23 protein-coding genes and 1 pseudogene are annotated in these 23,428 nt (G+C 45.3%); 16 read left to right on the forward strand and 8 right to left on the reverse strand.

The genetic code is table 11. The features are described from left to right. Positions 1-72 precede the first annotated feature (72 nt). From MHB85_RS09795 to MHB85_RS09805, 3 genes are all read right to left on the reverse strand, one after another. Positions 73-369 (reverse strand): putative quinol monooxygenase, encoded by a 297-nt coding sequence (locus tag MHB85_RS09795; RefSeq protein ID WP_192132513.1) that lies wholly within the window; start codon positions 367-369, stop codon positions 73-75. Positions 370-466: 97 nt separating this feature from the next. Continuing rightward, positions 467-1,117: a nitroreductase family protein gene (locus MHB85_RS09800; RefSeq protein ID WP_341072859.1), complete on the reverse strand. Its 651-nt coding sequence runs from the start codon at positions 1,115-1,117 to the stop codon at positions 467-469. 27 nt (positions 1,118-1,144) lie between these two features. Beyond that, on the reverse strand, positions 1,145-1,564 hold the full coding sequence (locus MHB85_RS09805) for a MarR family winged helix-turn-helix transcriptional regulator (protein ID WP_017689456.1): 420 nt from the start codon (positions 1,562-1,564) through the stop codon (positions 1,145-1,147). A 419-nt stretch (positions 1,565-1,983) separates the two neighbouring features. Here MHB85_RS09805 and MHB85_RS09810 point away from each other — a divergent pair, with 419 nt between their 5' ends. The 11 genes from MHB85_RS09810 (at position 1,984) to MHB85_RS09860 (ending at position 13,157) form a co-directional block, all read left to right on the forward strand. Further along, entirely contained in the window at positions 1,984-4,005 is a 2,022-nt protein-coding gene (locus MHB85_RS09810; RefSeq protein WP_091017619.1) for an AraC family transcriptional regulator, read from the forward strand. Positions 4,006-4,056: 51 nt separating this feature from the next. Continuing rightward, on the forward strand, positions 4,057-5,658 hold the full coding sequence (locus MHB85_RS09815; RefSeq protein ID WP_091017618.1) for a helix-turn-helix domain-containing protein: 1,602 nt from the start codon (positions 4,057-4,059) through the stop codon (positions 5,656-5,658). Between the two features lie 108 nt (positions 5,659-5,766). After that, the gene (locus MHB85_RS09820) at positions 5,767-6,747 is read left to right on the forward strand and encodes an ABC transporter substrate-binding protein (RefSeq protein ID WP_091017616.1); all 981 of its coding nucleotides are present in this window, start codon (positions 5,767-5,769) and stop codon (positions 6,745-6,747) included. After that, entirely contained in the window at positions 6,748-7,560 is an 813-nt protein-coding gene (locus MHB85_RS09825; protein WP_091017614.1) for a hypothetical protein, read from the forward strand. Positions 7,561-7,795: 235 nt separating this feature from the next. Continuing rightward, positions 7,796-8,317, forward strand: a complete 522-nt coding sequence (locus tag MHB85_RS09830; RefSeq protein WP_076318384.1) for a TetR/AcrR family transcriptional regulator — start codon at positions 7,796-7,798, stop codon at positions 8,315-8,317. A gap of 119 nt (positions 8,318-8,436) precedes the next feature. Then, positions 8,437-9,390 (forward strand): NAD-dependent epimerase/dehydratase family protein, encoded by a 954-nt coding sequence (locus MHB85_RS09835; protein ID WP_192132564.1) that lies wholly within the window; start codon positions 8,437-8,439, stop codon positions 9,388-9,390. Between the two features lie 350 nt (positions 9,391-9,740). Continuing rightward, complete coding sequence (locus tag MHB85_RS09840; RefSeq protein WP_192132505.1) at positions 9,741-10,175, forward strand: hypothetical protein; 435 nt, start codon at positions 9,741-9,743, stop codon at positions 10,173-10,175. Positions 10,176-10,210: 35 nt separating this feature from the next. Beyond that, positions 10,211-10,435, forward strand: a complete 225-nt coding sequence (locus MHB85_RS09845) for a hypothetical protein (protein ID WP_192132503.1) — start codon at positions 10,211-10,213, stop codon at positions 10,433-10,435. A 111-nt stretch (positions 10,436-10,546) separates the two neighbouring features. Continuing rightward, a complete protein-coding gene (locus tag MHB85_RS09850) occupies positions 10,547-10,786 on the forward strand; it encodes a DUF896 domain-containing protein (protein WP_192132501.1) in 240 nt (79 codons plus the stop codon). Between the two features lie 320 nt (positions 10,787-11,106). Next, complete coding sequence (locus MHB85_RS09855; protein ID WP_192132500.1) at positions 11,107-12,537, forward strand: NAD(P)-binding domain-containing protein; 1,431 nt, start codon at positions 11,107-11,109, stop codon at positions 12,535-12,537. Positions 12,538-12,707: 170 nt separating this feature from the next. Beyond that, complete coding sequence (locus MHB85_RS09860) at positions 12,708-13,157, forward strand: hypothetical protein (RefSeq protein WP_192132498.1); 450 nt, start codon at positions 12,708-12,710, stop codon at positions 13,155-13,157. Positions 13,158-13,305: 148 nt separating this feature from the next. Here MHB85_RS09860 and MHB85_RS09865 read toward each other — a convergent pair whose 3' ends face one another. Then, the gene (locus MHB85_RS09865; RefSeq protein ID WP_192132496.1) at positions 13,306-13,989 is read right to left on the reverse strand and encodes a G1 family glutamic endopeptidase; all 684 of its coding nucleotides are present in this window, start codon (positions 13,987-13,989) and stop codon (positions 13,306-13,308) included. Positions 13,990-14,180: 191 nt separating this feature from the next. On the opposite strand from MHB85_RS09865, the gene MHB85_RS09870 reads away from it, so the two are divergent. From MHB85_RS09870 to MHB85_RS09885, 4 genes are all read left to right on the forward strand, one after another. Beyond that, a complete protein-coding gene (locus MHB85_RS09870) occupies positions 14,181-14,927 on the forward strand; it encodes a DeoR/GlpR family DNA-binding transcription regulator (protein WP_017689448.1) in 747 nt (248 codons plus the stop codon). 2 nt (positions 14,928-14,929) lie between these two features. Further along, complete coding sequence (gene pfkB / locus MHB85_RS09875) at positions 14,930-15,841, forward strand: 1-phosphofructokinase (protein ID WP_192132494.1); 912 nt, start codon at positions 14,930-14,932, stop codon at positions 15,839-15,841. 90 nt (positions 15,842-15,931) lie between these two features. Then, the gene (locus tag MHB85_RS09880; protein ID WP_192132492.1) at positions 15,932-17,899 is read left to right on the forward strand and encodes a PTS fructose transporter subunit IIABC; all 1,968 of its coding nucleotides are present in this window, start codon (positions 15,932-15,934) and stop codon (positions 17,897-17,899) included. Positions 17,900-18,098: 199 nt separating this feature from the next. Then, positions 18,099-18,887 carry a class I SAM-dependent methyltransferase gene (locus MHB85_RS09885; RefSeq protein ID WP_192132490.1) on the forward strand — a complete coding sequence of 263 codons (789 nt, stop codon included), beginning with the start codon at positions 18,099-18,101 and terminating at the stop codon, positions 18,885-18,887. 142 nt (positions 18,888-19,029) lie between these two features. On the opposite strand, the pseudogene MHB85_RS09890 reads toward MHB85_RS09885, so the two are convergent. From MHB85_RS09890 to MHB85_RS09905, 4 genes and pseudogenes are all read right to left on the reverse strand, one after another. Continuing rightward, a pseudogene (locus MHB85_RS09890) lies at positions 19,030-20,169 on the reverse strand (zinc-dependent alcohol dehydrogenase). A gap of 79 nt (positions 20,170-20,248) precedes the next feature. After that, on the reverse strand, positions 20,249-21,412 hold the full coding sequence (locus MHB85_RS09895; protein WP_091017597.1) for an oxalate decarboxylase family bicupin: 1,164 nt from the start codon (positions 21,410-21,412) through the stop codon (positions 20,249-20,251). A gap of 170 nt (positions 21,413-21,582) precedes the next feature. Then, complete coding sequence (locus MHB85_RS09900; protein ID WP_192132562.1) at positions 21,583-21,702, reverse strand: FCD domain-containing protein; 120 nt, start codon at positions 21,700-21,702, stop codon at positions 21,583-21,585. A 43-nt stretch (positions 21,703-21,745) separates the two neighbouring features. Further along, positions 21,746-22,624, reverse strand: coding sequence for an SDR family NAD(P)-dependent oxidoreductase (locus MHB85_RS09905; protein WP_091017595.1), 879 nt, complete (start codon positions 22,622-22,624; stop codon positions 21,746-21,748). Between the two features lie 172 nt (positions 22,625-22,796). Between MHB85_RS09905 and MHB85_RS09910 the strand changes: the two genes are divergently transcribed. Next, the gene (locus tag MHB85_RS09910; protein ID WP_047842344.1) at positions 22,797-23,231 is read left to right on the forward strand and encodes a MerR family transcriptional regulator; all 435 of its coding nucleotides are present in this window, start codon (positions 22,797-22,799) and stop codon (positions 23,229-23,231) included. Positions 23,232-23,428: the final 197 nt, after the last annotated feature.

Raw genomic sequence — 23,428 nt, forward strand, 5'->3', positions numbered from 1 at the left:
AGAAGCTGCCCTCGGTCATATGACCAAGAGCAGCTTCTTCACATGTTAGATACGCATGGCAGTTAATGAGCATTAAGCTTTAACTTGTTCTCCAGCAAATACTTCCACGTTCATTGGAGCGGCCATGAATGCTGCTGCTTGTTGAACAAAAGCTTGGAAATGTGTACTTGTGTTGTGGGAAGCTGTAGCAGCTTCATCTTTCCACAGCTCGATCATCGTGTATTGTTGTTCTTGTTCTGTGCTTTTTGCCAGGTCGTAGCTGATGTTACCTTCTTCTTGACGTGTTGCAGCAATCAGTTCTTTCGCAGCTGCGAGGAATGCTTGCTCTTGGTCCGGTTTAACTTGCAGATGAGCGTGAATGATAATCATAATGTATAACCTCCATATTGTGTTTGTTTGGAATGTGTTAAGAATGTATGCTTATTGACCAGTATAATCGTGACTTACAGGGAAACCGTCCCTGATATTATGCCCAAGTTGTGATTGTTTCTACTGGCAGACGGTAGGAAGGATGACCTTCTTTGGCTGATTTACCGATCGAGATCAACATAACCGGTTGATAACGCTCTTTGTCCATGCCAAATGCTTCTGCAATTTGATCTTTCTCATAACCACCGATTGGGTTGGTGTCATAACCATGAGCACGTGCAGCAAGCATCAATTGCATGGAAGCAAGGCCAGCATCGATCAGGTTAACGTCACGAAGATCGGAAGCAGCCATCTTTTCGTAATAAGGCATTACAGTTTTGAGCTGCATATCCTTAATGTCTTGTGGCATGTAACCAAGTTCTACAGCTTTACCAAAAATCTCATCCATGTATTCAACGTTGTTCATATCAATGAATACGCCAATAACAGCGGCAGAAGTCAAAACCTGATTTTGATTGAATCTTGCAAGAGGCGCAAGCTTTTCTTTGCCTTCAGCTGTATCTACAACCAGAAAACGCCAAGGCTGCAAATTGATCGAAGATGGTGCACGGGAAGCTTCTGACAGAATTTCAGTCATTTCTTCACGGCTGATTTTCACTTCAGGATCGTAAAGCTTCACAGAACGGCGACCGTAGGTAATTTCGTTGAAATCATTGGTTTTTTGGAATTTGCTTTGAATTGTATTCATGCATGGATCTCTCCTCTATATATGGGTTTAGAAATTGTTGTGCATACGTTCCAGGAAATCGGCGAGTGACTGAACTTCGTCTTCACTGAAATCCTGTAAAATCTGGTTGATAAAATTAGTCTTCTCAGCTTTGTAGCCTTCAATCTGCTTCCGACCGTGGTCCGTCAGACGAACAAAAGTGACCCGATTATCATCGGGGTTCTTACGTCTTGTAACCATCAGGTCTGCCTCAAGCTGTTTTAAGTGGCGTGTTATCGCAGCACTATCAATGTTAATGATTTTCTGCAGCATGGATTGGTTAATCTCATCGACCTGATCCAGCTCATGCAGAATTTCAAAGCGAGAGGAACTGATACCCGTACAGCGTTCGAACTTGGGACTGATTTTGTTGCCCAACACGTTCAGCAGGTTGATGATCTGTTCTTCTTTGGAAACAATACGTGTCATGACTAGACCTCCCGGGTGAATCTGAATCATGAACAACGGCGTATGTTAACCAATGATTAATGTTGCAGTATACAATGCCATTGCCTAATGATTATTTGGATGCTCTCGATCATTGATGTATCAATATTTGATGCGTCAATCATTGATGGCTCAATTAATATATCATGCCGTTTATGATTTTGCAACAGCTTAGAAAATGTTGCTGATGCTGGCGCTATTTTCCCGCTACGTATACATTACAGTCCGTATAGGGTGTCCAAATGTATAAGTTAATATTGATTATTTATGTTATTGAGAATTGTTATCAACTATTTTATAATAAAATGAAATGTACATGATGAACGAAATTAACAGGCAGTTCATAACAGCAGCAAAAAGGTATGTCGATGTAGCATGGCAGGAGGGAAAGTACAGCGGAGATGAATTTGAATGATCACATCAGGTTGTGGAATCATGTTTTTGTCAAAATACTGGATGTACGCCAAAACGCTTTGCATCCTGGGGAGAAGCTGAAGAATTATCAACTACCAGCGAGTACCTATCTGTATATCACCGACGGAAGTGCACGGATACGAATGGATCAACACAGATACATCGTGGAGGGATTCCACATCATTCATGGAGGCAAGCAGGCGTATTTAAACATGGAGACGGATTCGGGCGTGGTGTATTATATGATTTTGTACAAAGCCATTCTGGCCTTGCCCTGTGGGATGGAAATTCAGCATCTGATGGACCATGAACGTCCGTTTCAGGACCAATATGCACTCGTACCAACCCATCCGCTGCACATGTATCAGTGTATGGAGGAATTGAAGCAGGAGTGGGAGCAGTCTACCAAACTCGCAAAGTTACATGCCAAAACCTTATTTCATCAATGGGTATATTCTTTGTTGGCAGACGTACACGAACAATCCATTCAGACACATAAACCGGATACGGTCACACAGGCTATTGATTATATGAATGCTCATCTGCACGAACCCATAGCTCTTGATGTAATGGCAGAAGCATTGGAATGCAGCGTGGGGCACTTGTCCAGATTGTTCAAGCAAAAGTTGAACATCAGTCCCATCCAATATCTTGGCCAGATCCGAATGGAGAGGGCTGCACATCTTCTGGTGCATACGGGTGCTACGTTGCAACAGATTGCAGAGCAAGTCGGTTATCCAGATGCACATTCACTAAGTCGCAGTTTCAAAAAAATCAAAGGACTATCACCAATTCGTTACAAAAAAGGTCTAAGCCAACGGTTACATAACTCAAAAAAGGCATTGGCAATGAACCAAAAGCAAGATTTGCCCAGTGTGATGCAAGAAAATGCCCTTCATCCGCTACATCCCTCTTTATATAATGATATTGATTATCAATATCAAAAGAATGTTGGAGGGGAATTACTGATGCAAGGAAAATTCAAAATGACAGCAGTAAGCATGATGCTGTGTCTCACATTACTACTCGCGGCCTGTTCCAGTCCTGCACCGTCTGCAAGTGGTACGCAAACAGAGACTAACGCGGCTACTACACAATCGGGTAACCAGGTAACGGAGGCAGGGAAATCGACTGCTCAACCAGAGACACGGACGGTTTCTACATTGAGAGGAGATGTGGTGATTCCGGCCAACCCGCAGCGTGTTGCTTCGGATCAATATATGGGGTACCTGCTGAAACTGGGCATTGTACCGGTTGGTGTAAGAACATTTATGCTGAACGAAGGATGGATTGAAAAGTCTGGCATTGCTGCTGATGTTATAGCGGGTATTGAGGATTTGGGAGGAGAGTTTCCAATGAATCTGGAGAAGTTAGTGTCACTTGAGCCGGATCTTATCATCGGTTCCATTGATAAAAATATTGAGGATTACGAAAAAATTGCAACGACTGTCTTTTTACCTTATTGGGAAGGCGATAAAACGTCTGGCCCACTGGAAAAGCTGCGCCGAATTGCTGGTGTTTTTGGAAAAGAGAAGGAAGCAGAGCAATGGATCACGACATATGAAGAGAATATCGAAGAGACTAAGAAGCAGATTGCTGGTGTAATTAAAGAAGGCGAGACCGTATCGATTATACAAATAGGGTACAAAGCGTTGTATGTACTTGGTGCAGAAGGCGGGAACTATGGTAGTTCCACGATCTATGAGATGCTGAAACTGCCTCCAACTCAGCAAGCACTCGAAATGAAGGATGGATTCGAGACGATCTCCCTTGAAGTACTGCCTGAGTATATGGGAGACCATATCTTCTTATATGGTTCGGGTAGTGAGGACGCCAAAGAGATCCTGAACAGCGAGGTTTGGAAACGTCTGCCCGCTGTGCAGAAAGGACAAGTCTACGCCTATGGTTCCTTGGATGGTACAGAGGATGAGTTTGTCATGGAAGATCCCTATTCACTGGAGTTGCAGTTGGATAGTATAAAGAATTTACTATTGGGAGCTGAAAAATAGAGTGTGATCAGTTCACATAGAATCGGATCAGAACAGGGAGGGGACGTGAGCATGGAGGAAAATGATTGGATCAAACAACTGGAGCAACTACATTTCTCTGCTGTCCACGTCTGCCATTACTCTAGCAATCCGCGGGCTGTACAGCGTCGGATCTGGAAAAGGTTCGCCATTTGCAGGGTCATCGTTGGCAAGGGATCTTTGTCTATGGATAACATTGTACATACGGTATCTCAAGACGAGTGGTTTTTGTTGAAGCCAGGAATGCATGTGGAGTTTCAGACAGATATGGAAGCCCCCGTCCGATATCAGATCATTTTATTTTCCTGTGTGACACTTACCCGAAGCCGGAATGCTTGGCATAGCGATGCAGTTGATTTTCCTGTGACGGGCAAACTTAATGTTCCTTCCAATACACGTGATATTCAGGAGATGATGGATACCCTGGTGAGTGGAAAACACTCGTTTACGAGTCTGGAAAAGACGCGCAGGAAACATCTTTTGCATCAGTTGTTGATTCAGTTAATGATGCACGTGAATGAAGCAGCTCCCCCTGTAGCGGGGATGGATTTGGCACTTGAATATATGACGAATCAGTATATGGAAGACATTCGAATTGATCAGATGGCCCGCATGGCAGGGCTTAGTGTGAATCATTTTATAAGAACATTCAAACGACAAATAAATATGACCCCGATTGAATATATACTGAAGCTACGTATGACAAAGGCCAAACAGTTGTTATTTTCTTCAGATAAAATCAAGGAAATTGCGGAGCAAGTGGGTTATAAGGACGAGCACTATTTCAGCAGAGTCTTTAAGAAAAACGAAGGAATCGCCCCAACGTTGTATATGAAAAATAAAGTGAATCGCATTGCCACCTTATATTACGGGTTGGACGATTATGTGATAACGCTCGGTTTGAGGCCAGTATCCGCTTTATCCTATGGTCAGAGGGTGGCTCGTCATGTTGCCATACCTGCGCTTCAAGCACACAGTCATCAGGGGGTTATCCTGGATAGCTTCAATCAGAACTATGATGATTTGAGGCGAGTCCAACCGGACCTGATCATTACGAGTGATCGTTTGGAACCAAATGACTCACTGCATCGTATCGCGCCTACCACCATGCTGGAGCACACCAACCATTTTGGGGAAAGACTTCTGTATATGGCGGACATTATGGGCCGCACCGAACAGGCTGTACAGTGGATAGAACAACATGCTGAACTGAGTCGGGTTCTTCGAGGGCGTATTCAATCCAGGTGGGGGAAACAGAGTGCCATGTTCATCCGAGTGACTTCTCATTTCTACCGAATGTATGGATTGAACAACCAGACAGGTGCCCTATTGTATGATGATCTGGGATTTTATTTGCCTCGTGATTTTCCGGAACAACAGTGGGCTGTAGAGAGTAAAGTTAGCGATTTGCAGTTATACGACGTGGATCATGTGTTTGTAATGGTCGATCCCACAGAAGAGGCACGTGCTCAACTGAGGCAATTACAGCAATCCAGTGCATGGTTGGCATTAAAGGCTGTTCAAGAAGGCCATGTATATAATGCAGGAGATATTTTTTTCAAAACGCTGGGTCCAACCGGACGCATGTGGGCCATGCGATATGTGGCAGAGCAACTTGGGGTTACCTTACGGTGATATTGTGCAAGAGAAGAGAGTGGAATAATCCATGGTAAGCCTGTATGCTTTTCCCTACTATAGTGATAATGATTATTATTATTAAATAGCAGAGGGGATTTACTACAAATGGTAAGACAGAGAGCAGCAACGATGATACTGTTGGCCCTGCTTGTGCTCGTTCTGACGGCATGTAGCAAGGCATCAGAAGTAACGGAAGCAACGCCTCCGCAACAGGATACACCTGTGGAAGAGAGTGGTACGCAAACGATTGAGCATCTTAAAGGAACAGCGGTTGTACCGCAAAAGATAGAGCGTATGGTGGTATTATCTGCTGCTTACATCGATCACATGTTGACGATTGGTGAGAAACCAGCAGGCGTTAATGTAGAAGTTCGTTACGGAGGAGATTATTTGCCTTACCTTGCAGATCAGCTTGCCGGCGTTCCAACGGTAGGGTCGGCAGATAGTCCTAACCTGGAGGCTATCCTTCAGATTGATCCGGATGTCATCGTTATTGAGAGTCGAACTGCGGAGAGTATGTATGATCAGTTGGAGAAAATCGCTCCGACGATTGTACTTGGTACTGAATGGCTGGATTATGCTGATGATACAACCTATTGGACACAGGATCTGTTGACCATTGCCGGGATGTACAACAAAGTGGATCTGGCAAAAGAAAAGATAGCCGAGGTAGAGCAGCAGGCGAAGCAATTAAAAGCGAAGATCGAACAACTGGATCAAAAAAAGTTGGCTTATCTGCGTGTAAGAGAGAAGACCTTGCAAATATACGCGGCAAAAGGACATCCAACCAACACACTTTTATATGATGATCTTGGATTTGTGCCAACGACTGTGACACCTGCCGAACAACGTGAGGACTTATCCATGGAGAAAATAGCAGATGTGGATGCTGATTTTGTAATTCTGGAGATTGACCCGAATGCCGATGAGTATTTAAACAACATCAATGCAAGCTCACTCTGGAAGGGAGTACCGGCTGTTGGTGCAGATCAGGTCTATACGACAGACTCGTTCTGGTTGTTTAAGGGCTGGGGAGCGATTGGGCGAAGCGAGATTATCAACGAAGTTGAAGAGATGATTCAATAGATGAGACGTTATCCAAGACATGACTATTTAGAGATGTCGGAAGCGATACAGCAATTTTTTGTGACGACGATCCGAGTGGACTGCGATGATTCCAAGTATCCTTTCCGTGTGAAGGATCTGCTGAATGAAGAGAAACGAAACTTGATACTGCGTGAACAGGCTATGCAGCAAGGGCTTCAACTGGGAGGCAAAGGAAGTGTGGCCGTTGGTACACTTTTTGCTAAGCGTTACTCCGTATTTGTTATGTCCGTAATCTCAGCATTCAGTCTATACGATACGATACTTAGCATTGCAGACGATGATGTGCGGTTTGAATTGAATGGAGCAGGTGGCATGCGATATGAGACTCGGCTGAAGAGCACCTTTCTGGAGGGTGGAGATCCTGTTCAGCGCAGATCAGAGAGCGGCTTGCTCAAGAAGAGAATGCTGTTACATCTTGAACCCGTTCTGCGAGCAGTAGCCGTTAGTACAGGAGCGAGCGATAAGGTGATGTGGTCTCTAGTTGCCCATAATGTGCAACAATTGTATGAACGAATGATCAATGATCAGAGCATATGGAAGACGGATCAGCGGCTTGAACAGATCAAGGAAGATCAAAGCATATGGTTTGACGAACAAAATGAAAATGCATTTACATTTGCCATGAAGCTGAATCGCTTTGATCACCCCGAGTGGCAAGGACAGCCGTTCTTGATACGTCGATATTGTTGTTTGGCTTATCAAGTTGGAGACGGCAGTCATACACATGGTTATTGCAACAGTTGTCCGAAGCTGGATTCGGATTCCCGATTGAGCAAACTTCTCCAGCAGTGAACAGACACTCTTGTACCGTATGGTACGAATCTGTTTGAGACAATCCATGTTCTCTTCGGTTTCCAATGGGTAGAATCTAGGATCAACAAGCTACACAACCTGCAGCGGCTTGAGCCAGCGTCTGCGGGTTTGTTGGCTTTGTACAGGGTCACGATACCTTTGCATTGAGGGATAGTATTCGTTATACTACAAGCTATTGATCAATTAATCACTAACTATTGGAGGACGAATTACCATGGCTAAAGATACAGCAGCGTCGGTTAACCGGCGAAATGATATTATCTCTGCAGCAATTGACGTCTTCGCGGAAATTGGCTATTATCGTGCGACTACAGCCCAGGTGGCTGAACGGGCACAGATCTCACAGCCGTATATATTTCGTTTTTTCAAAACAAAAGAAGCTTTATTATTAACTGCAATTGAGGTCTCATGGACACGGGTGATTGATTCGTTTCGAATTGTGGTTGAGACGGCGACACCAGATCAGTTAGAGAATGATCTCATTGAAGCCTACGATAAGATTCTGGAATCGCACAAGAGCGAAATCTTGCTTCAGATGCAGGCGCAAACGATCCGGGAGGAAGTCATTCGTCAGGCCATGCAAAAAGGCATTAGTGATGTACGAAGCATGGTATTGGAAGCTTTCACCGTTGCAGGAATTGCTGAACCGCTAAAAAGAACCATGATTTTTCTGGCAATCGGGATGTTGTGTAATGTATCCAATGCACTGGATATGCCGGAGCTGAAGGAGCGATAGAGAGGGAGGAAAAATCCCTTTTTGAATTTTAGTTATTGATCAATCACTAAATATGGGTTATATTGTTTTCAGATAAGTAATTGATCAATCACTAAATGGATGAAAGAGGTCGATGTATGATGAAAAGAGCTATTGTGATTGGAGCCACAGGTGGAACAGGTGCAGCAATTACGGAAGAATTGATTAGACGGGGTATTTTTACAATTGCATTTGGGCGATCCCGTCAAAAACTGGAGCAACTTGCGGTAAAGTTGGGATCTCCAGATCACCTGCAAATCGCAGTGGGAGATGCATTTCGGTCGGATGATATTATCGCTGCTTCCCTAGAAACGGATGTCATGTTTCATTGTGCGAATGTCCCGTATAACGAGATGGAAAGCAGGCTAATTCCGCTGGGCGAATCCGTGATGGCGGCGGCAGAACACTTGGGTCTTAACGTGGTTGTAATAGACGGAATCTACCCTTATGGTAGAAGACAAATGAGCGAGGTAACGGAAGAACATCCGAAGCAGCCACATACCCGAAAAGGCAAGACACGACTTGCCTATGAACAGATGTTATTCAGCACAAGATGGAGCAGAGCTCAGGTGATGATTGTTCGCTTGCCAGACTATTATGGCCCATCGGCTAATCAAGCTTCCTATCTGGGTTCAACCCTTGAAGCGATAGCAAAAAGTAAGATGGCTTTTTTTATCGGAAATATGAAGGTACCCAGAGAGTACATCTATTTACCGGATGCTGCAGTCATGGTGGTGGAGCTGGCTAGCAGAGAGATGACGTATGGACAGAATTGGAACATTCCTGGATCGGGGATCATCTCGGGTCATGACATCGTGCGATTGGCACAGAAGGCTGCGGGAAGAAACAAACCTGTGATGGCGTTAGGAAAAATAGGGTTGTCGTTAATTGGACTAGGTGTACCCGTTATGAAAGAAATTGTAGAAATGTTATATCTGACGGAGGAACCCCTGATCTTGAGTAGACAGAAATATGAGGAACGGATTGGCCCGGTTGTGGCAACATCTTTTGAAGAAGGAATTGCGTTGACGATTAAGGAGTTGCAGGGGGAGTAGAGGGGAATATATTTTTTAGAGAAAAGTAATTGATTGATCACTAACCGTGAAGGTTTTATAGGTATATTGAATAGGGGCGCACAAAGCTAGTCCAGGGCATAGAGTGTACTATTGTAAAATGCGGGGATTTGACGTGGTGTACAAGGAGGGGGGATTCTCTTGTGAGCGGTATATCCAAAAGGAAACGCAAAATTTCCTCAATCAGTACAGGTAAACGGAAAGCAAAAAAATCAAAAAAGCACTCTATCCCAAAGAAGAAGAGTAAGTCTTGTAAGAAAAGCAGACGTAAATGCAAAAAAAAGAAAAGCCACAGGATTCCTTTCCTTCGCGGCCCACGGGGTTATCGGGGAATGAGAGGATTCACTGGAGCAACAGGCGCTACTGGGTTAACCGGAGATCCTGGGTATCCCCGCATATGGGGAGCAACCAGTTTAATAGGACGGACCGGAGTAACTGGAACCACGGGAAGTACCGGAATAACTGGAGTCACAGGTGCAAAAGGAGCTACCGGACTGACTGGTGTCACTGGGGAAACGGGTCTAACAGGATTCACAGGCGCGATGGGACCGACTGGATCGACTGGGGCGACAGGAGCAACCGGAATTACAGGTATCTCGGGAGCGACTGGCGTAACCGGAACGACAGATGTTACTGGAGAAACAGGGTTCACAGGACTGACGGGAGTGACCGGGGCCACTGGTGTTGCTGGGGAGACCGGTCTAACAGGGAACACAGGTGTAACGGGATCTACCGGTTTGACTGGTCCAACAGGAGAGACAGGCTAACAGGTATAACTGGAGCTATTGGAAGTACGGGTACGATGGGAATAACTGGTGTTACAGGTGCAACCGGAGTTAGTGGCATAACAGGAATTGCTGGTGTAACTGGCACGACAGGACTCACCGGGGCGTTGGCGGTAGAAGTGGCATTGAATGCGGGAGATGTGATTGGACTGTTCTATGCTGCTAACGGGCTAACGGTTACGTTGAACATGGGCAGTGGTTCTACAAATGGCATTGTGTGGTCTGTGCATGAGATCACCTAAAAAATTCTCAACGGGTGGAGCCTATGGACAAATTCGTAAAATTGTAATAAGTTAGTTTGAAGATATTCGAAATATCTTTTGGAAATTGGACTAACAAGTGAGGTGGATTGCATGATTCCTATTTTGGGACGCATTAACGAATTAAGTCGAAAACAACGCAGCAGCGTCGGACTGACGAAAGCAGAAAAAGGCGAGCAGCAGGAGCTTAGAAAACAATATTTGCAGGCTATTCGAGGTCAGGTACTGACAACCATGCTGGCAGTATCCGTTGTGGACCCGCTGGGTCATGATGTGACCCCTGAGAAATTAACCAATGAAAAATTGCAGCGCCGTGAACAGGCCGGCCAATAGCATTCCTTTAATAAGACAGACCAAGGTTACATCTTGGTCTGTCTTTTTTTTCTGTAAAGCATCCGTTCAGCAGGAACTGCATCAATAATCCAATTTAGGTTTCGTGCGAATTAACAAGCATGTCAGTTATTTTTAGTGTTGGTGACAATAAAGCTGCCGCGAACTTCAAATCATCTCTGATAACTCATATAATAACGCTAATATATTTTAGGAATACAAGATGAAATCACAATTCTCCTCAATATAACTCACAACAATATCACATCCAATAATCAAAGAAAGAATAGTTCATATATGTATCTCGAAAGGGTTGATGAATCATGAGCCTGGAAGCTTTGAATGAACGTGTGAAGAATGATCTGACTTATTTGTCATTTGGTAGCGCGAACTGGGTACGTCCAAGAGAACATGCAGATGGTCGTGTTTATGATGTCGTCATTGTGGGTGGAGGCCAGAGTGGATTAGGGGCGGCATTTGGACTTCTTCGTGAACGGATCTCCAATATTGTCGTCATTGACGAGAATGCATCAGGGCTTGAGGGACCTTGGGAGACTTATGCACGTATGGTAACTTTGCGCACACCCAAGCATCTGACTTCCATCGATTTGGGTATACCCTCGTTAACCTTTCGCTCATGGTGGGAAGCACAGGTTGGGCCCGAAGGTTGGGAAGAGGTAGACAAGATCCCGCGTGGAGACTGGATGAATTATTTGCGCTGGTATCGGGAAGTATTGAAGCTGCCTGTGCTTAATGAGGTGAAATTGACGCTGGTTGAGCCTATGGAGAACGGAATACATCGACTTCATGTGAACAAGGCAGGAAATCAGATGGATGTTATACTTGCTCGCAAAGTCGTGTTTGCTACGGGAATACAAGGTGGTGGAGAGTGGCATGTGCCATCCATGATTGCCGATAGATTACCTCGGGATCGGTATGCCCATACGTCTGAAGCGATTGATTTTGATCGGTTAAAAGGTAAAAGAATTGCTGTACTTGGCGGCGGTGCTTCTGCATTCGATAATGCCAGTTATGCCCTTGCCACCGGTGTGGCGGAGGCTCATGTATTTGTACGGCGGGAACAACTGCCAAGTATTAATCCCATTCGTCAAATGGAACAATCCGGTATGATCGAGCGATACCATGCTCTTCCGGTTGCTGATAAATATGAAGTGATCTCTCATTTCTTCAAATTCAATCAACCCCCAACCAATGATACGTTTAATCGTGCGGCAGCCTGGCCTGGTTTCGAGTTGCATCTGAACGCTCCATGGCTGAGTGTGGAAGCGACGGAGCAAGGCGCGATTGTGCACACGGCAAAGGGAGCATTTACGTTTGATTTTCTAATTATTAGCACAGGTTTGCTTAGTGATCCGGCACTCCGTCCTGAACTGAAGCTTGTGGAGCCATACATCGCGCGCTGGAAGGACTGTTACCAGGCTCCGCCAGAGCATCGCAATGCATTGCTGGATGCACATCCTTACCTGAGTTCCGGGTTTGCAATGACAAGCAGGAGTGAACAAGGTGAGAAACCGTTGCACGGACTGTTTGTATTTAATTACTCTGCACTTGCCAGCTGCGGTCTGTCGGCATCGGCAATATCGGGGACCAAGAGTGCGGTGCCCAAACTGGTCACTGCCATAGCGGATCAATTGTTCCTCGATGATCGGGAGATTATTTTGCAGCAATTCTATGCGTATGAAGAACAGGAATTTACGGCTACATGGGTGAAAAGTGGTGCTCTCGCTGAGTAATTGCACTCTATAATATTGCGAACGTGTGGCATCTGATGCTGCACGTTTTTTTGTTTTTCATATGATGAAGGTTACACTTGCCTTTAATTTGTTGTAAAATGTCGGTTGGAACATGTTAAAGGCAGGGATAATAGATGAATGAAATGAACTATGAACAATTTAGAGCCCATTTGAAGAAAGCGTCGCGTAAACGAAATGTACCTTTGATTAAGATCGTAGCATTTCAAGAGAAATACATGAAGATTGAAGAAGTTCAATTTTACGATGTGGAACAAAATCATATGAGTGTTCGGGCCTGCAATACGTTGTGGATGCATCTGGAGAATAAATCTTTCCGTAATATGGTGTCCCAACATTTGCAATTTTATAGAGATATGGAGAACCTGGGTCGGCATTCCTTTGAGAATCTGATCAAAGAACTATATGATACGTCTGTTCCTGTGCTGCTCGATTACAATCCCGCTCATTATTACACCTCGGGACAACTCGCTGAGATTCTGGTCATGGACGAGGAGAGGCTGATTGAACAATTGGAGATGGGCCGCTTCAAAGGGGCTTTTATTAATGAGGATGGCAAATGGCTTAAACCAAAACCAGATGAAATGGTTGTAGAGCCATAAACGCCATACATTTCCCATGTAAAAGCAAAATCCTGCAACGCCACGCATCAAGCGCTGGAGGCTGCAGGATTTTTGATGGAGATACAAGGGCCGCGAAATACCAACTACAAGAACATGAAGTAAATAACTTCATTCAATCGTTGAATACTCAAGTGTTGCGACGAACTGTAAATCCATCTTTGCACCGATTAGGGGCGCCAGGGATTGAGACGATACCTCGTCCTTGGACCATAATCCCTTTTTGAGGGGTACAAAAAGCAGGAGACTGTCCATTCAATCGGCACATGTTGAAGGTTACGGGGGTAAGCCGTGCCATGGAGGCAATGGAGCTCCCTACAGTGGGGGCTTCAACAATCCACTCCGCAGAGGACTGCGGACCCGAATAATACTGAATGGTGCGGAAAGTCCAGCCTAGCGTTAGATTAGAGAGAGTAATGCACCAGGTTTTGGGTGTTAGTTTGGCGATGACTGCCCGAATGCGATGACCAGGGGCAACGGGATGTGGAATGATGGTCTCGGCGTCAGGAAGGATCTCCCACCAGGCATAATAGCTGGGCTTGCCTTGAATCCAGTCGTGACCTGTTCCGGTCTGAATGAGACTGCTGTTCTCGAAACCATCAATTCCAATCCATGCGGATGAATATGTGTTACGTGTACTAGGTAGAACGTAGGGGACAGTCCATTCCGCTGAGATGCGACGGTATTGGTTCTGTGTTCCTGTGCGAGCATAACCGCTCCAATTGGAGGAGATCCATCCAAAACGAGGAGAGGAAACCTTCTTTTTCTGATGCAGGGCGCAAGGTTTGCGACGTTTGTGTGGGTGGTCTGTCATCAGGTCACCACCTTCGATAAAATAGGGACTAGATTATCAGATGCGCGTTCAGGAGTCAGGGAAAGGGACAATTGGACAAGAAAATAAGTCGAAAGATGCGATTTTTTTTGAATGTTTTTAAATTATTTTGAATGAAAGTGGTTGTTTTTTGAGTGAATTATGATACTATAGAAGCAGTTGGAGGAATGAAGATGCTGACTGAAGAACGATATGCTGCAATTATAGAGCGCTTACATTTACAGGGAATTGTGAAATTGCAAGAGCTTGTTGATGTGTTGGGTGCTTCTGAATCAACGATTAGGCGTGACTTGATCGATCTGGAGAGTCGTCAGATGCTCAAACGCATCCACGGCGGTGCCGCACTGGTGAATGAAAAAACGCTGGAACCGGGCATGGAAGAAAAAACGTTCAAAAACATTCAACAAAAAACGACGATTGCCCGTTTGGCTGCACAGGAGATCGAAAATGGCGAATGCATTTATCTGGATGCAGGAACGACAACGTTAGCCATGATTCCTTTTATTGAAGCTAAAGACGTAACGGTTGTTACCAACGGACTTTCACATGTTGAGGCTTTGGTAAGCAAGCGTATTCGCAGTTATTTGCTCGGAGGTATGATGAAAATTCATACAAAAGCAGTCATTGGCAGTATCGCATTACAGAACATGGATAATTTCCGTTTTGATAAATGTTTTCTTGGAAGCAACGGAGTTGATCCCGAAATGGGGTATACAACACCGGATCCGGAGGAAGCCTTGATTAAAAGGCGTGCACATCAATTGTCGGGAAAATCTTATGTGCTGGCTGATTCCAGCAAAATAGGGGAAATTACTTTTGCCAAATTGTTTGATTTGGAGGAGGCCGATTTGATTACTGAGCAGATGCCAGAACATTGGCGGCCTGGAATCGCCCAGAAAACTAAAATAATTGAGGGATAACGATGATATATACGATAACACTTAACCCGTCCATTGATTACATCGTGGAAGTGGATGAGCTGAAGCTTGGCGGATTGAATCGAATGAATCGGGATTTGAAGCTCCCTGGCGGCAAAGGCATTAATGTCTCTCGCATACTGAATCAACTTGGAGCAGATAACACGGCCATTGGTTTCCTTGGTGGATTTACTGGACGTTTCATTAATGACAAGTTGCAAGAAGATAACATTCGGACAGACTTTGTTACGATTACAGACGATACTCGCATTAACATCAAGTTGAAGCATGGAGAAGAGACAGAGATTAATGGTCTTGGACCTGCAATAAGTGCCGAAGAGGCCGAGCAGTTGCTTCACAAATTGTCTTCGTTGGAAAAAGGAGATATTGTCATTCTCTCCGGAAGTGTACCGCCTTCACTTGGAACGGATTTTTATGATCGTCTCATTAAAGTATGCAAGCAAACAGGTGCTGAATTTGTAATTGATACAACTGGCCCTGCGTTAATGGAAGCTCTTGAACATGCACCATTGCTGGTGAAGCCAAATCATCATGAATTGGCTGAACTGTTCGGTGTAACGATTGATACTCGCGAGGAACTGGTGTTATACGGGCGTAAGTTGCTGGAAGCCGGTGCTAAACATGTGTTGATCTCCATGGCAGGTGAGGGTGCGCTATTTATTACCAAAGCGGAAGTTCATCATGCAAATGTGCCAAAAGGCATTGTGAAAAACTCAGTTGGTGCAGGTGACTCCATGATTGGCGGATTCGTAGGTTCCTATGTACAGAGCGGAGATTTGCTGGAAGCTTTCCGCACAGGGGTTGCATCTGGAAGCGCAACTGCGTTCTCAGATGATCTGGCAACACGTGAATTGATTGATGAATTGCGTAATCAAGTAACCATTACGACGATTTAGCCTAACAGCCATATAAAAGGTTTTTACTGTAATTGTAATGTAGTGAGGCCTGCCTAGGCAGGCCGACTGAACTTAAGGGAGTGTACCAAGATGAGAATAACAGACTTGATGATCCAGGAAACGATGATCATGGACCTGCAAGCCTCAACCAAAGATGAGGCTATTGATGAACTAATTGCAAGCCTGAACCGAAGCGGACGAATCAATGATCCGGTCCTGTTCAAGGAAATGATCTATAAAAGAGAAGCTGAATCCAGCACGGGTATCGGTGGCGGAATTGCAATGCCACATGCCAAAACAACAGCAGTGAACGAACCAACAGTTGTATTTGCCAAGAGTAGAAAAGGGCTTGATTTTGAAGCGTTGGACGATCAGCCAGCTCATGTGTTCTTCATGATTGCGGCTCCAGAAGGCGCAGGTAATACCCATCTGCGTACGCTTGCAGCTCTTTCCAGGTTGTTGATTGATAGCGATTTCATCTCACAATTGATGAGTACAGATACACCTGCCGAAGTTAGTGCATTGTTTGATGCCAAACAGGTTGAAGCAGCTGAGAAGGAAGCAGCCAAAGAAAAAGCAAAAGCTGAAAAAGCAGCAAATGCCGCATCCACTTCTACTACTGGTCAGCAACAGAATACTTCTGGTGTGATTGTAGGTAATGCCAATTCGGAAGATTTTGTTGTTGCAGTTACAGCCTGTCCAACCGGTATAGCGCATACGTTTATGGCTGAGGATGCACTTAAAAAGAAAGCTCAGGAAATGGGCATTAATATTCGCGTAGAGACCAACGGTTCCGAAGGAGCACAGAATGTTCTCACTGCTGATGAGATCGCTCGTGCTAAAGGGGTTATCGTTGCCGCAGACAAAAATGTGGAGATGGCACGTTTCGATGGCAAACCGGTATTGCAAAGACCGGTGAGTGATGGAATCCGTAAATCCGAAGAGCTGATTCGCAAGGCCGTTAACGGTGATGCACCGATCTATCGCAGCCAAGGCGGAAATGCCAAGGAAGAGGGCGCAAGCGCTGGCAAAATCAGTGTAGGTAGCAAAATCTATAAAGATCTGATGAATGGTATCTCGCATATGCTGCCATTCGTTGTAGGTGGCGGTATTCTGCTAGCAATCTCCTTCTTGTTCGAACAGCTTGCTAGCCCTGAGAATCCGATTGTGCAACTGCTTCAAACGATCGGTGGCGGAACAGGTGCGTTCCACTTCCTGATTCCGGTACTTGCCGGATTTATCGCGATGAGTATTGGTGATCGCCCGGCCCTGATGCCTGGTATGGTCGGTGGATTGATGGCGGTTAACTCAAACGCCGGTTTCCTTGGTGGTTTGGCTGCCGGTTTCCTGGCGGGTTATGTCGTTATTGGTCTCCGTAAGTTGTTCAAAGGATTGCCAAAAGCGATTGATGGCTTGAAACCAATCTTGCTTTATCCGGTATTTGGCTTGCTGATCGTGGGTGCAATCAGTTTCTATGTCTTTGATCCAATCTTTGGTTCCCTGAACACTTGGCTTGTAGATGCACTTGGTAACTTGGGTACAGGTAATGCGGTATTGTTGGGCTTGTTGCTTGGCGGTATGATGTCCATCGATATGGGTGGACCGTTCAACAAAGCGGCTTACACGTTCGCTATCGGCGTATTCACATCCAGTGGTAACACAGACGGTGCATGGATGGCAGCGGTTATGGCAGGCGGTATGGTACCTCCTCTGGCGATTGCACTTGCAACAACGTTCTTCAAATCCAAATTTACGGAGCAAGAACGCAAATCAGGCCTGACTAACTATGTACTTGGATTCTCTTTCATTACAGAAGGTGCAATTCCATTTGCTGCGGCTGATCCATTGCGTGTATTGACTTCTTGTATTCTGGGTTCCGCTGTTGCTGGAGGATTGACACAACTGTGGAGCATTAATGTACCAGCTCCGCATGGAGGGATCTTTGTTGCAGCACTGGCGAACCACGCATTATTGTTCCTGCTCGCTGTTGCGATTGGTTCAGTGATCTCCGGTCTGATTCTGGGACTGTGGAAGAAGTCACCAACGCTTGTGAAGTAATAAATATAAAAAACATCTCCTGGGTGAAATTCACTTGGGGGATGTTTTTTATTTCAGCTTTTTTGTTAGGTAGTGGAAAGTTTCCTCCGGATTTGTGTAAAATGCTTATTTAGCTTTTACATTCATGTGTGGTAAAATAAATATAATTATATTTTGAAACTATGTTTCGTCTAATGAAACTTATGCAGGAGGAATTGGAATGTCTGATGTAATCAAAAGTCAGGTGCAGAAGCAGTTTGCGAAAAATGCAGGTAAATATGTGACGAGTTCGGGGCATGCCAGAGGTGAGGATCTCGCATTGCTCGTGGCTTCATCTCAAGCCACTCCGGATATGAACATGCTGGATATCGCCACTGGAGGAGGGCATGTCGCTAATGCATTGGCTCCACTTGTTCAGCGGGTGACAGCCCTCGATCTAACGGAAGAAATGCTTCAGGTAGCTGAAGCATTTATCCAGGGCAATGGACACCGTAATGTAGATTTTGTTGTCGGGGATGCAGAGAAGCTACCATTCGATGATGATATCTATGACCTTGTAACCTGCCGAATCGCTGCTCACCATTTTCCGGACGTTTCTTTGTTTGTTCATGAGGCATTACGCGTTATGAAGCCCGGTGGAAGGTTGTTATTCATTGACAACGTGGCACCTGAACGGGATGAGAATGACCAGTTTTACAATGAAGTAGAGAAGTGCCGAGATGCAAGCCATGTTCGAGCATGGCGCAAGACGGAATGGATTCATATGCTGGAGTACGCGGGCTTCCGAATGGAAATGATGGTTTCCTTCCAGAAGCGCTTTAAGTTTGAAGAGTGGTGTAACCGTGCGGCACTGCCGGAACGGGAGAGGAGGGAACTTGAAGCAAGTATGTTGAGTGCACCGTCCATCATCAGAAAATTTTTCGATTTTGAAGTGACAGCGAATGGGAAGCTCGATAGCTTCCAAGGAGAAAGTGTATATATCCAAGCGATTAAGCCGACTCATGTCTGATTCGATAGAGCAAACCATTAAGGTTAGCAGGTTATGAACGAGTAGAAGGATGAATGACAATAAAATAAATAAAACAAGCAGAGTACCTTGAACAGGTAGTTCTGCTTGTTTTATTCTGCAAATTTATAGTCAAAGCGACGGTTCAGGGTTTTAGTATAACTTTGGTACATTCGTCTTCATGATCGTTGAAAATGCGATACGCATCGCTTGCATTCTCTAGTGGAATCCGATGGGAGATGATCTCGGTTGGATCAAATTCACCAGCAGTGATTTTGCGGAACAATTCAGGCATGTAATGTATAACAGGAGCTTGTCCCATTTTAAGATTGATATTGCGTTCAAACAGATTGCCTAACGGAAACATGTTTTAGGAAGAGCCATATACACCCGTAAGTTGGAGTGTACCGAATTTGCGGATTGCTTTCATGCCGATTTCAATCGCACTCAGTGAACCGCCATGAAGTTTCAGCTTCTGTCCGATCTCCTCCAGCGTGGTTTTTTTACCATCCATACCTACACAGTCGATAACAACGTCGGTTCCGCCTTGTGTAATCTCGCGAATGTGCTCACCCATATCATCGTAATCTTCGAAATTAAAGATCTCTGCATCGTTCAAACGTTTGGCTTTCTCCAGTCGATAGGGCAGACGATCCACAGCAATAACGCGTTTGGCACCTTTCATCCAGGCGAACTTCTGCGTCATCAACCCAATGGGTCCGCTACCGAGTACAGTGACCGTATCTCCCGGTTTAACCCCGGCATTCTCGACGCTCCAGTAAGCGGTTGGAAGAACATCGGATAGGAACAATAAGGCTTCATCTTCCAGTTCACAGGATTCCGGAATCACAAACGGAGTGAAGTTCCCGTAGGGAACACGCAATAATTCCGCCTGACCTCCAGGGTGGTTTCCGTAACGCTCGGTGAACCCAAAATAACCACCTGTATGAATATCGGGATTGCCATTGGAATTATCGCATTGGCTCTCCATGTCATGATTGCAATAGAAGCATTCACCACAAGCGATGTTAAAAGGCAGGACCACACGGTCCCCCTTCTTCACACGTGTCACTTCAGGACCTACTTCTTCCACAATGCCCATCGGTTCATGACCGATAACGTAATCTTTGGCAGCAGGCAAGGCTCCCTGATAAATATGCAGATCCGATCCACATATAGCTGTAGAAGTAATACGAACGATAATGTCATCCTTCTGTTGCAGTTTGGGATCTTCAACCTCTTTGACTTGAATGTCCTTGATTCCCTGAAACGTAACGGCTCTCATCTTTCATATTCCTCCTTATATAGTGGGATTCTCTGACAATTACCCCATTTCAGCATAAATGATAGATATACATACTAAATTAAACGACAGGCCATTTTAATTTACGCAAGGCATTGAGCAACTCAGGCGGCGCATTCAGATTGTCACGGACCAGATCCCGCGGGGTTAACGCCATCCACTGATTCAGTGATACATCCTCAAATCGATCACTTCGGAATATCTCCAAAAACCATAAAGTGTCTGTGCCGGTATTTTGTATGTAGTGTCCCATTGCGACAGGAACATATCCGACATCCCCAGCCCGATAGTCAAATGTACGAGCAATGCCATTGCCTCCAAACACAGTCATTCTCCCTTGTCCTGTCAGATAATATTGCCATTCATCCGCATTGGGATGCCAGTGCAGCTCACGCATGGCGCCAGGTCGGATCTCAACGAGTGCTGCTGCAACGGTAGTTGAGATGGGGAAGTTAGTGGAGTCTACGATCCGCACGCTTCCGCCGGGTGTGATGAGCGGTTCTTGAGCCAGCAACCGGTGTTTGAATGTGAGAGGAACGGTACCATATGGCGACTGAACTTCCTGGCTCTCGATGGAACCCGGGACGGTATCTTGGAAAATGTAGACCTGTTCCTTCGGCATCGACTGAAAAGCGGATTCGGGCACGCCGAAATTGACAGACAATACCTCTGGTGGGGTATGGGCAAACCAATCCGATATGGATAATGTATTCAGATCGGAGAAGGACCCGTCATCAAACACAAGCAGAAATTCACAACCATCCTCCAGTCCCTGAATGGAATGGGGTAGACCTTTTGGGAAAAACCAGAGATCGCCAGGTCCGACATCCGCAATAAAATTACGTCCGTTCTGATCTACCGAAGTGATTCTTGCCGTTCCCCAGATCATATAAGCCCACTCAGATTGTTGGTGCCAGTGCAATTCTCGTACACCTCCCGGTGTCAGGCTCATGTTCACACCAGCCAGTGTAGTGGCAATAGGGAGATCCCGTACGGTGATTTCACGTGACCAACCCCCATGGTTCAATTGCATATGCGTATCGGAAAAAGACATTTTTAGATTGGGCAATAACCCGTTATCGGTTACCGGAGGTACCAGCATATCGGGGTTCTGTATATCTCTCATGACGTCTCTGGGTCCCAGATCAGGTCCTCCAGCGCCATCACTGCGAATGGGTTGCGGGATAATAAATGGTTTTTCGTTAGGTTGCTGTCCTTTGGTCATTGAGTGATCCCTCCAGATTCAGTGGCATGTCACACGCGACATGGTATCGTTATGTCTACACCTATGAATCAGGGCCTGGATAATATGAGGGACAAACGACAAAAAAGACATGACCGCATGCGGTCACGTCTTTACACGTAGTGAGAAGGTTGAATAATCCATGAATCCGGTTATCGAATCAGATGAAGGCAGAATTCCAGATCGGATTGAAGATGCTCTTTCATCAGTCGTTCGGCAGCCTGCCCGACATGTGCCTTGATCGCTTCACAAATCTGATGATGCTCTTCAATGAGGGAGGGGCGCTGATAATATAGTGCTCAACAACCATTATGATTAAGATGGGCTGGTTGTGGTCTTCCCAGACTGCGTTGTATGAAAATGCTGCTCGTAGATCTCGTTTACCCGATGGAGAACGGCAGGACCTTGCTCTGTGAAACGAAGTGCTGTCGCTTTATTTTTCACCAGAAATGTACCGGATTCATGTCTGCTGGGTGATAAAGCCGCACTGTAGAGCAATGAAGCACCATGACTTGGATGGGGAAAGAACCATCTCATAATAGGTTTGATATAGAAGGGCAGGCCGGATGTTTTGTTGCCCCTTAGCGTATTATTTCCACCGGGATCTACGCTTAGCAGTTGTATGCCATTCGCTTTGGCAGACTTGGCAACCTCACGTGTCCATAGAGATAGACCGAGCTTCGAAGTGGCATAGGGACCAAACAGCTTTTTGAATTCAGTTGGACGTTCCAGGATATTTAGATCAAATTGTTTGACCATACTGAACGCGGTGGTGGAAGTATTGACGACTGTTTTCATCTGTCCTTTGAGCAATAGCTCCACTAATTCCATGTAGATGATGTAAGGGACTACAGTTTGAAGTTCAAAGTGCAGTTCATGCCCCTGATCAGAGAAACGAAGCTCCGAAGCGCTGCCACCCGCATTGTTAAACAAGACATCAATTGAATCGGTATCGGATTTAATCTGATCCAGTGCAGTCCTCAGACTGTCGTAGTTGGTCAGATTAGCCTGAACCCAACGGAGCTGGCCTGAACGTAAGGCGTTCTGAATATCGGTATCCTCGGATGGGAAAGCAGAACGGTTGAGACCGATTACCTGCCATTCTTCAGCCAGTAACTTGCGTGTCAGTTCAAGACCAATTCCTGACGTTGAACCTGTGATGAGAGCGGTGCGAAGCTGATTTTGTATATTCATATATACCTCCAGATAGAATGGGATTACAGAACGAATCTGTATGCTGCGCTCATTCTATAACTTGGAGTCGACTCCAAGTCAAGGGGTGTTAGGGTGGAAGGGATCATGCTTGACTTGGAGTCAGCTCCAAGTTGTAATATGGAGAGAAATAAATATGGAGGAGGCCCATATGATGAGTGAGAATGAAGTATTCTCCATTAAAGAAACGTCAGAACAGGCCGGATTATCGGAAGATACAATTCGTTATTATGAGAAGATTGGGCTGCTTCCCCGAGCTGAACGCAAAGCCAATCGCCATCGGGTATATCGCTCGGAGGATATCCATACGATGAAGTTGATCACTTGCCTGAAAAAAACAGGGATGTCTCTGGAGGAAATGAAGCCTTATTTACAAATGTCCATGGATTCCGATCTCGCCGATTTCCCGGATGAACGGGAGATGCTTGTGAATCACCGGAAGAAAGTTGAAGCACAGATTGCTTCGCTACAACAAGTCGTTGATTTTATCGATGAGAAGTTGGAAAAACGAAGTATGTACCCTGATGAATGTCCTATTACCGGGGAGAACCAGATGTCTGTTTTTGAAAAACAGAACCTATTCTCTTGATGGCGCAGCTGCCTATTTGAATCCGAAAACCCACGTCATGATGACGCGGGTCTTTTTGCTGTTTCTAGCATTTAATATCGAGTGTATGGCCAGGTTATTAGATATCACTTTTTACGGAGAGGGTTGTCTGAAAAGAAGCTTAATGAAGCAGGGATATGATATATTAAAGAGCAATGTTACATTTTTTTGATAGCAAC

The organism is Paenibacillus sp. FSL K6-4396 (assembly GCF_038002525.1).
In the GTDB taxonomy this organism is placed as follows: Bacteria; Bacillota; Bacilli; order Paenibacillales; family Paenibacillaceae; genus Paenibacillus; species Paenibacillus amylolyticus_B.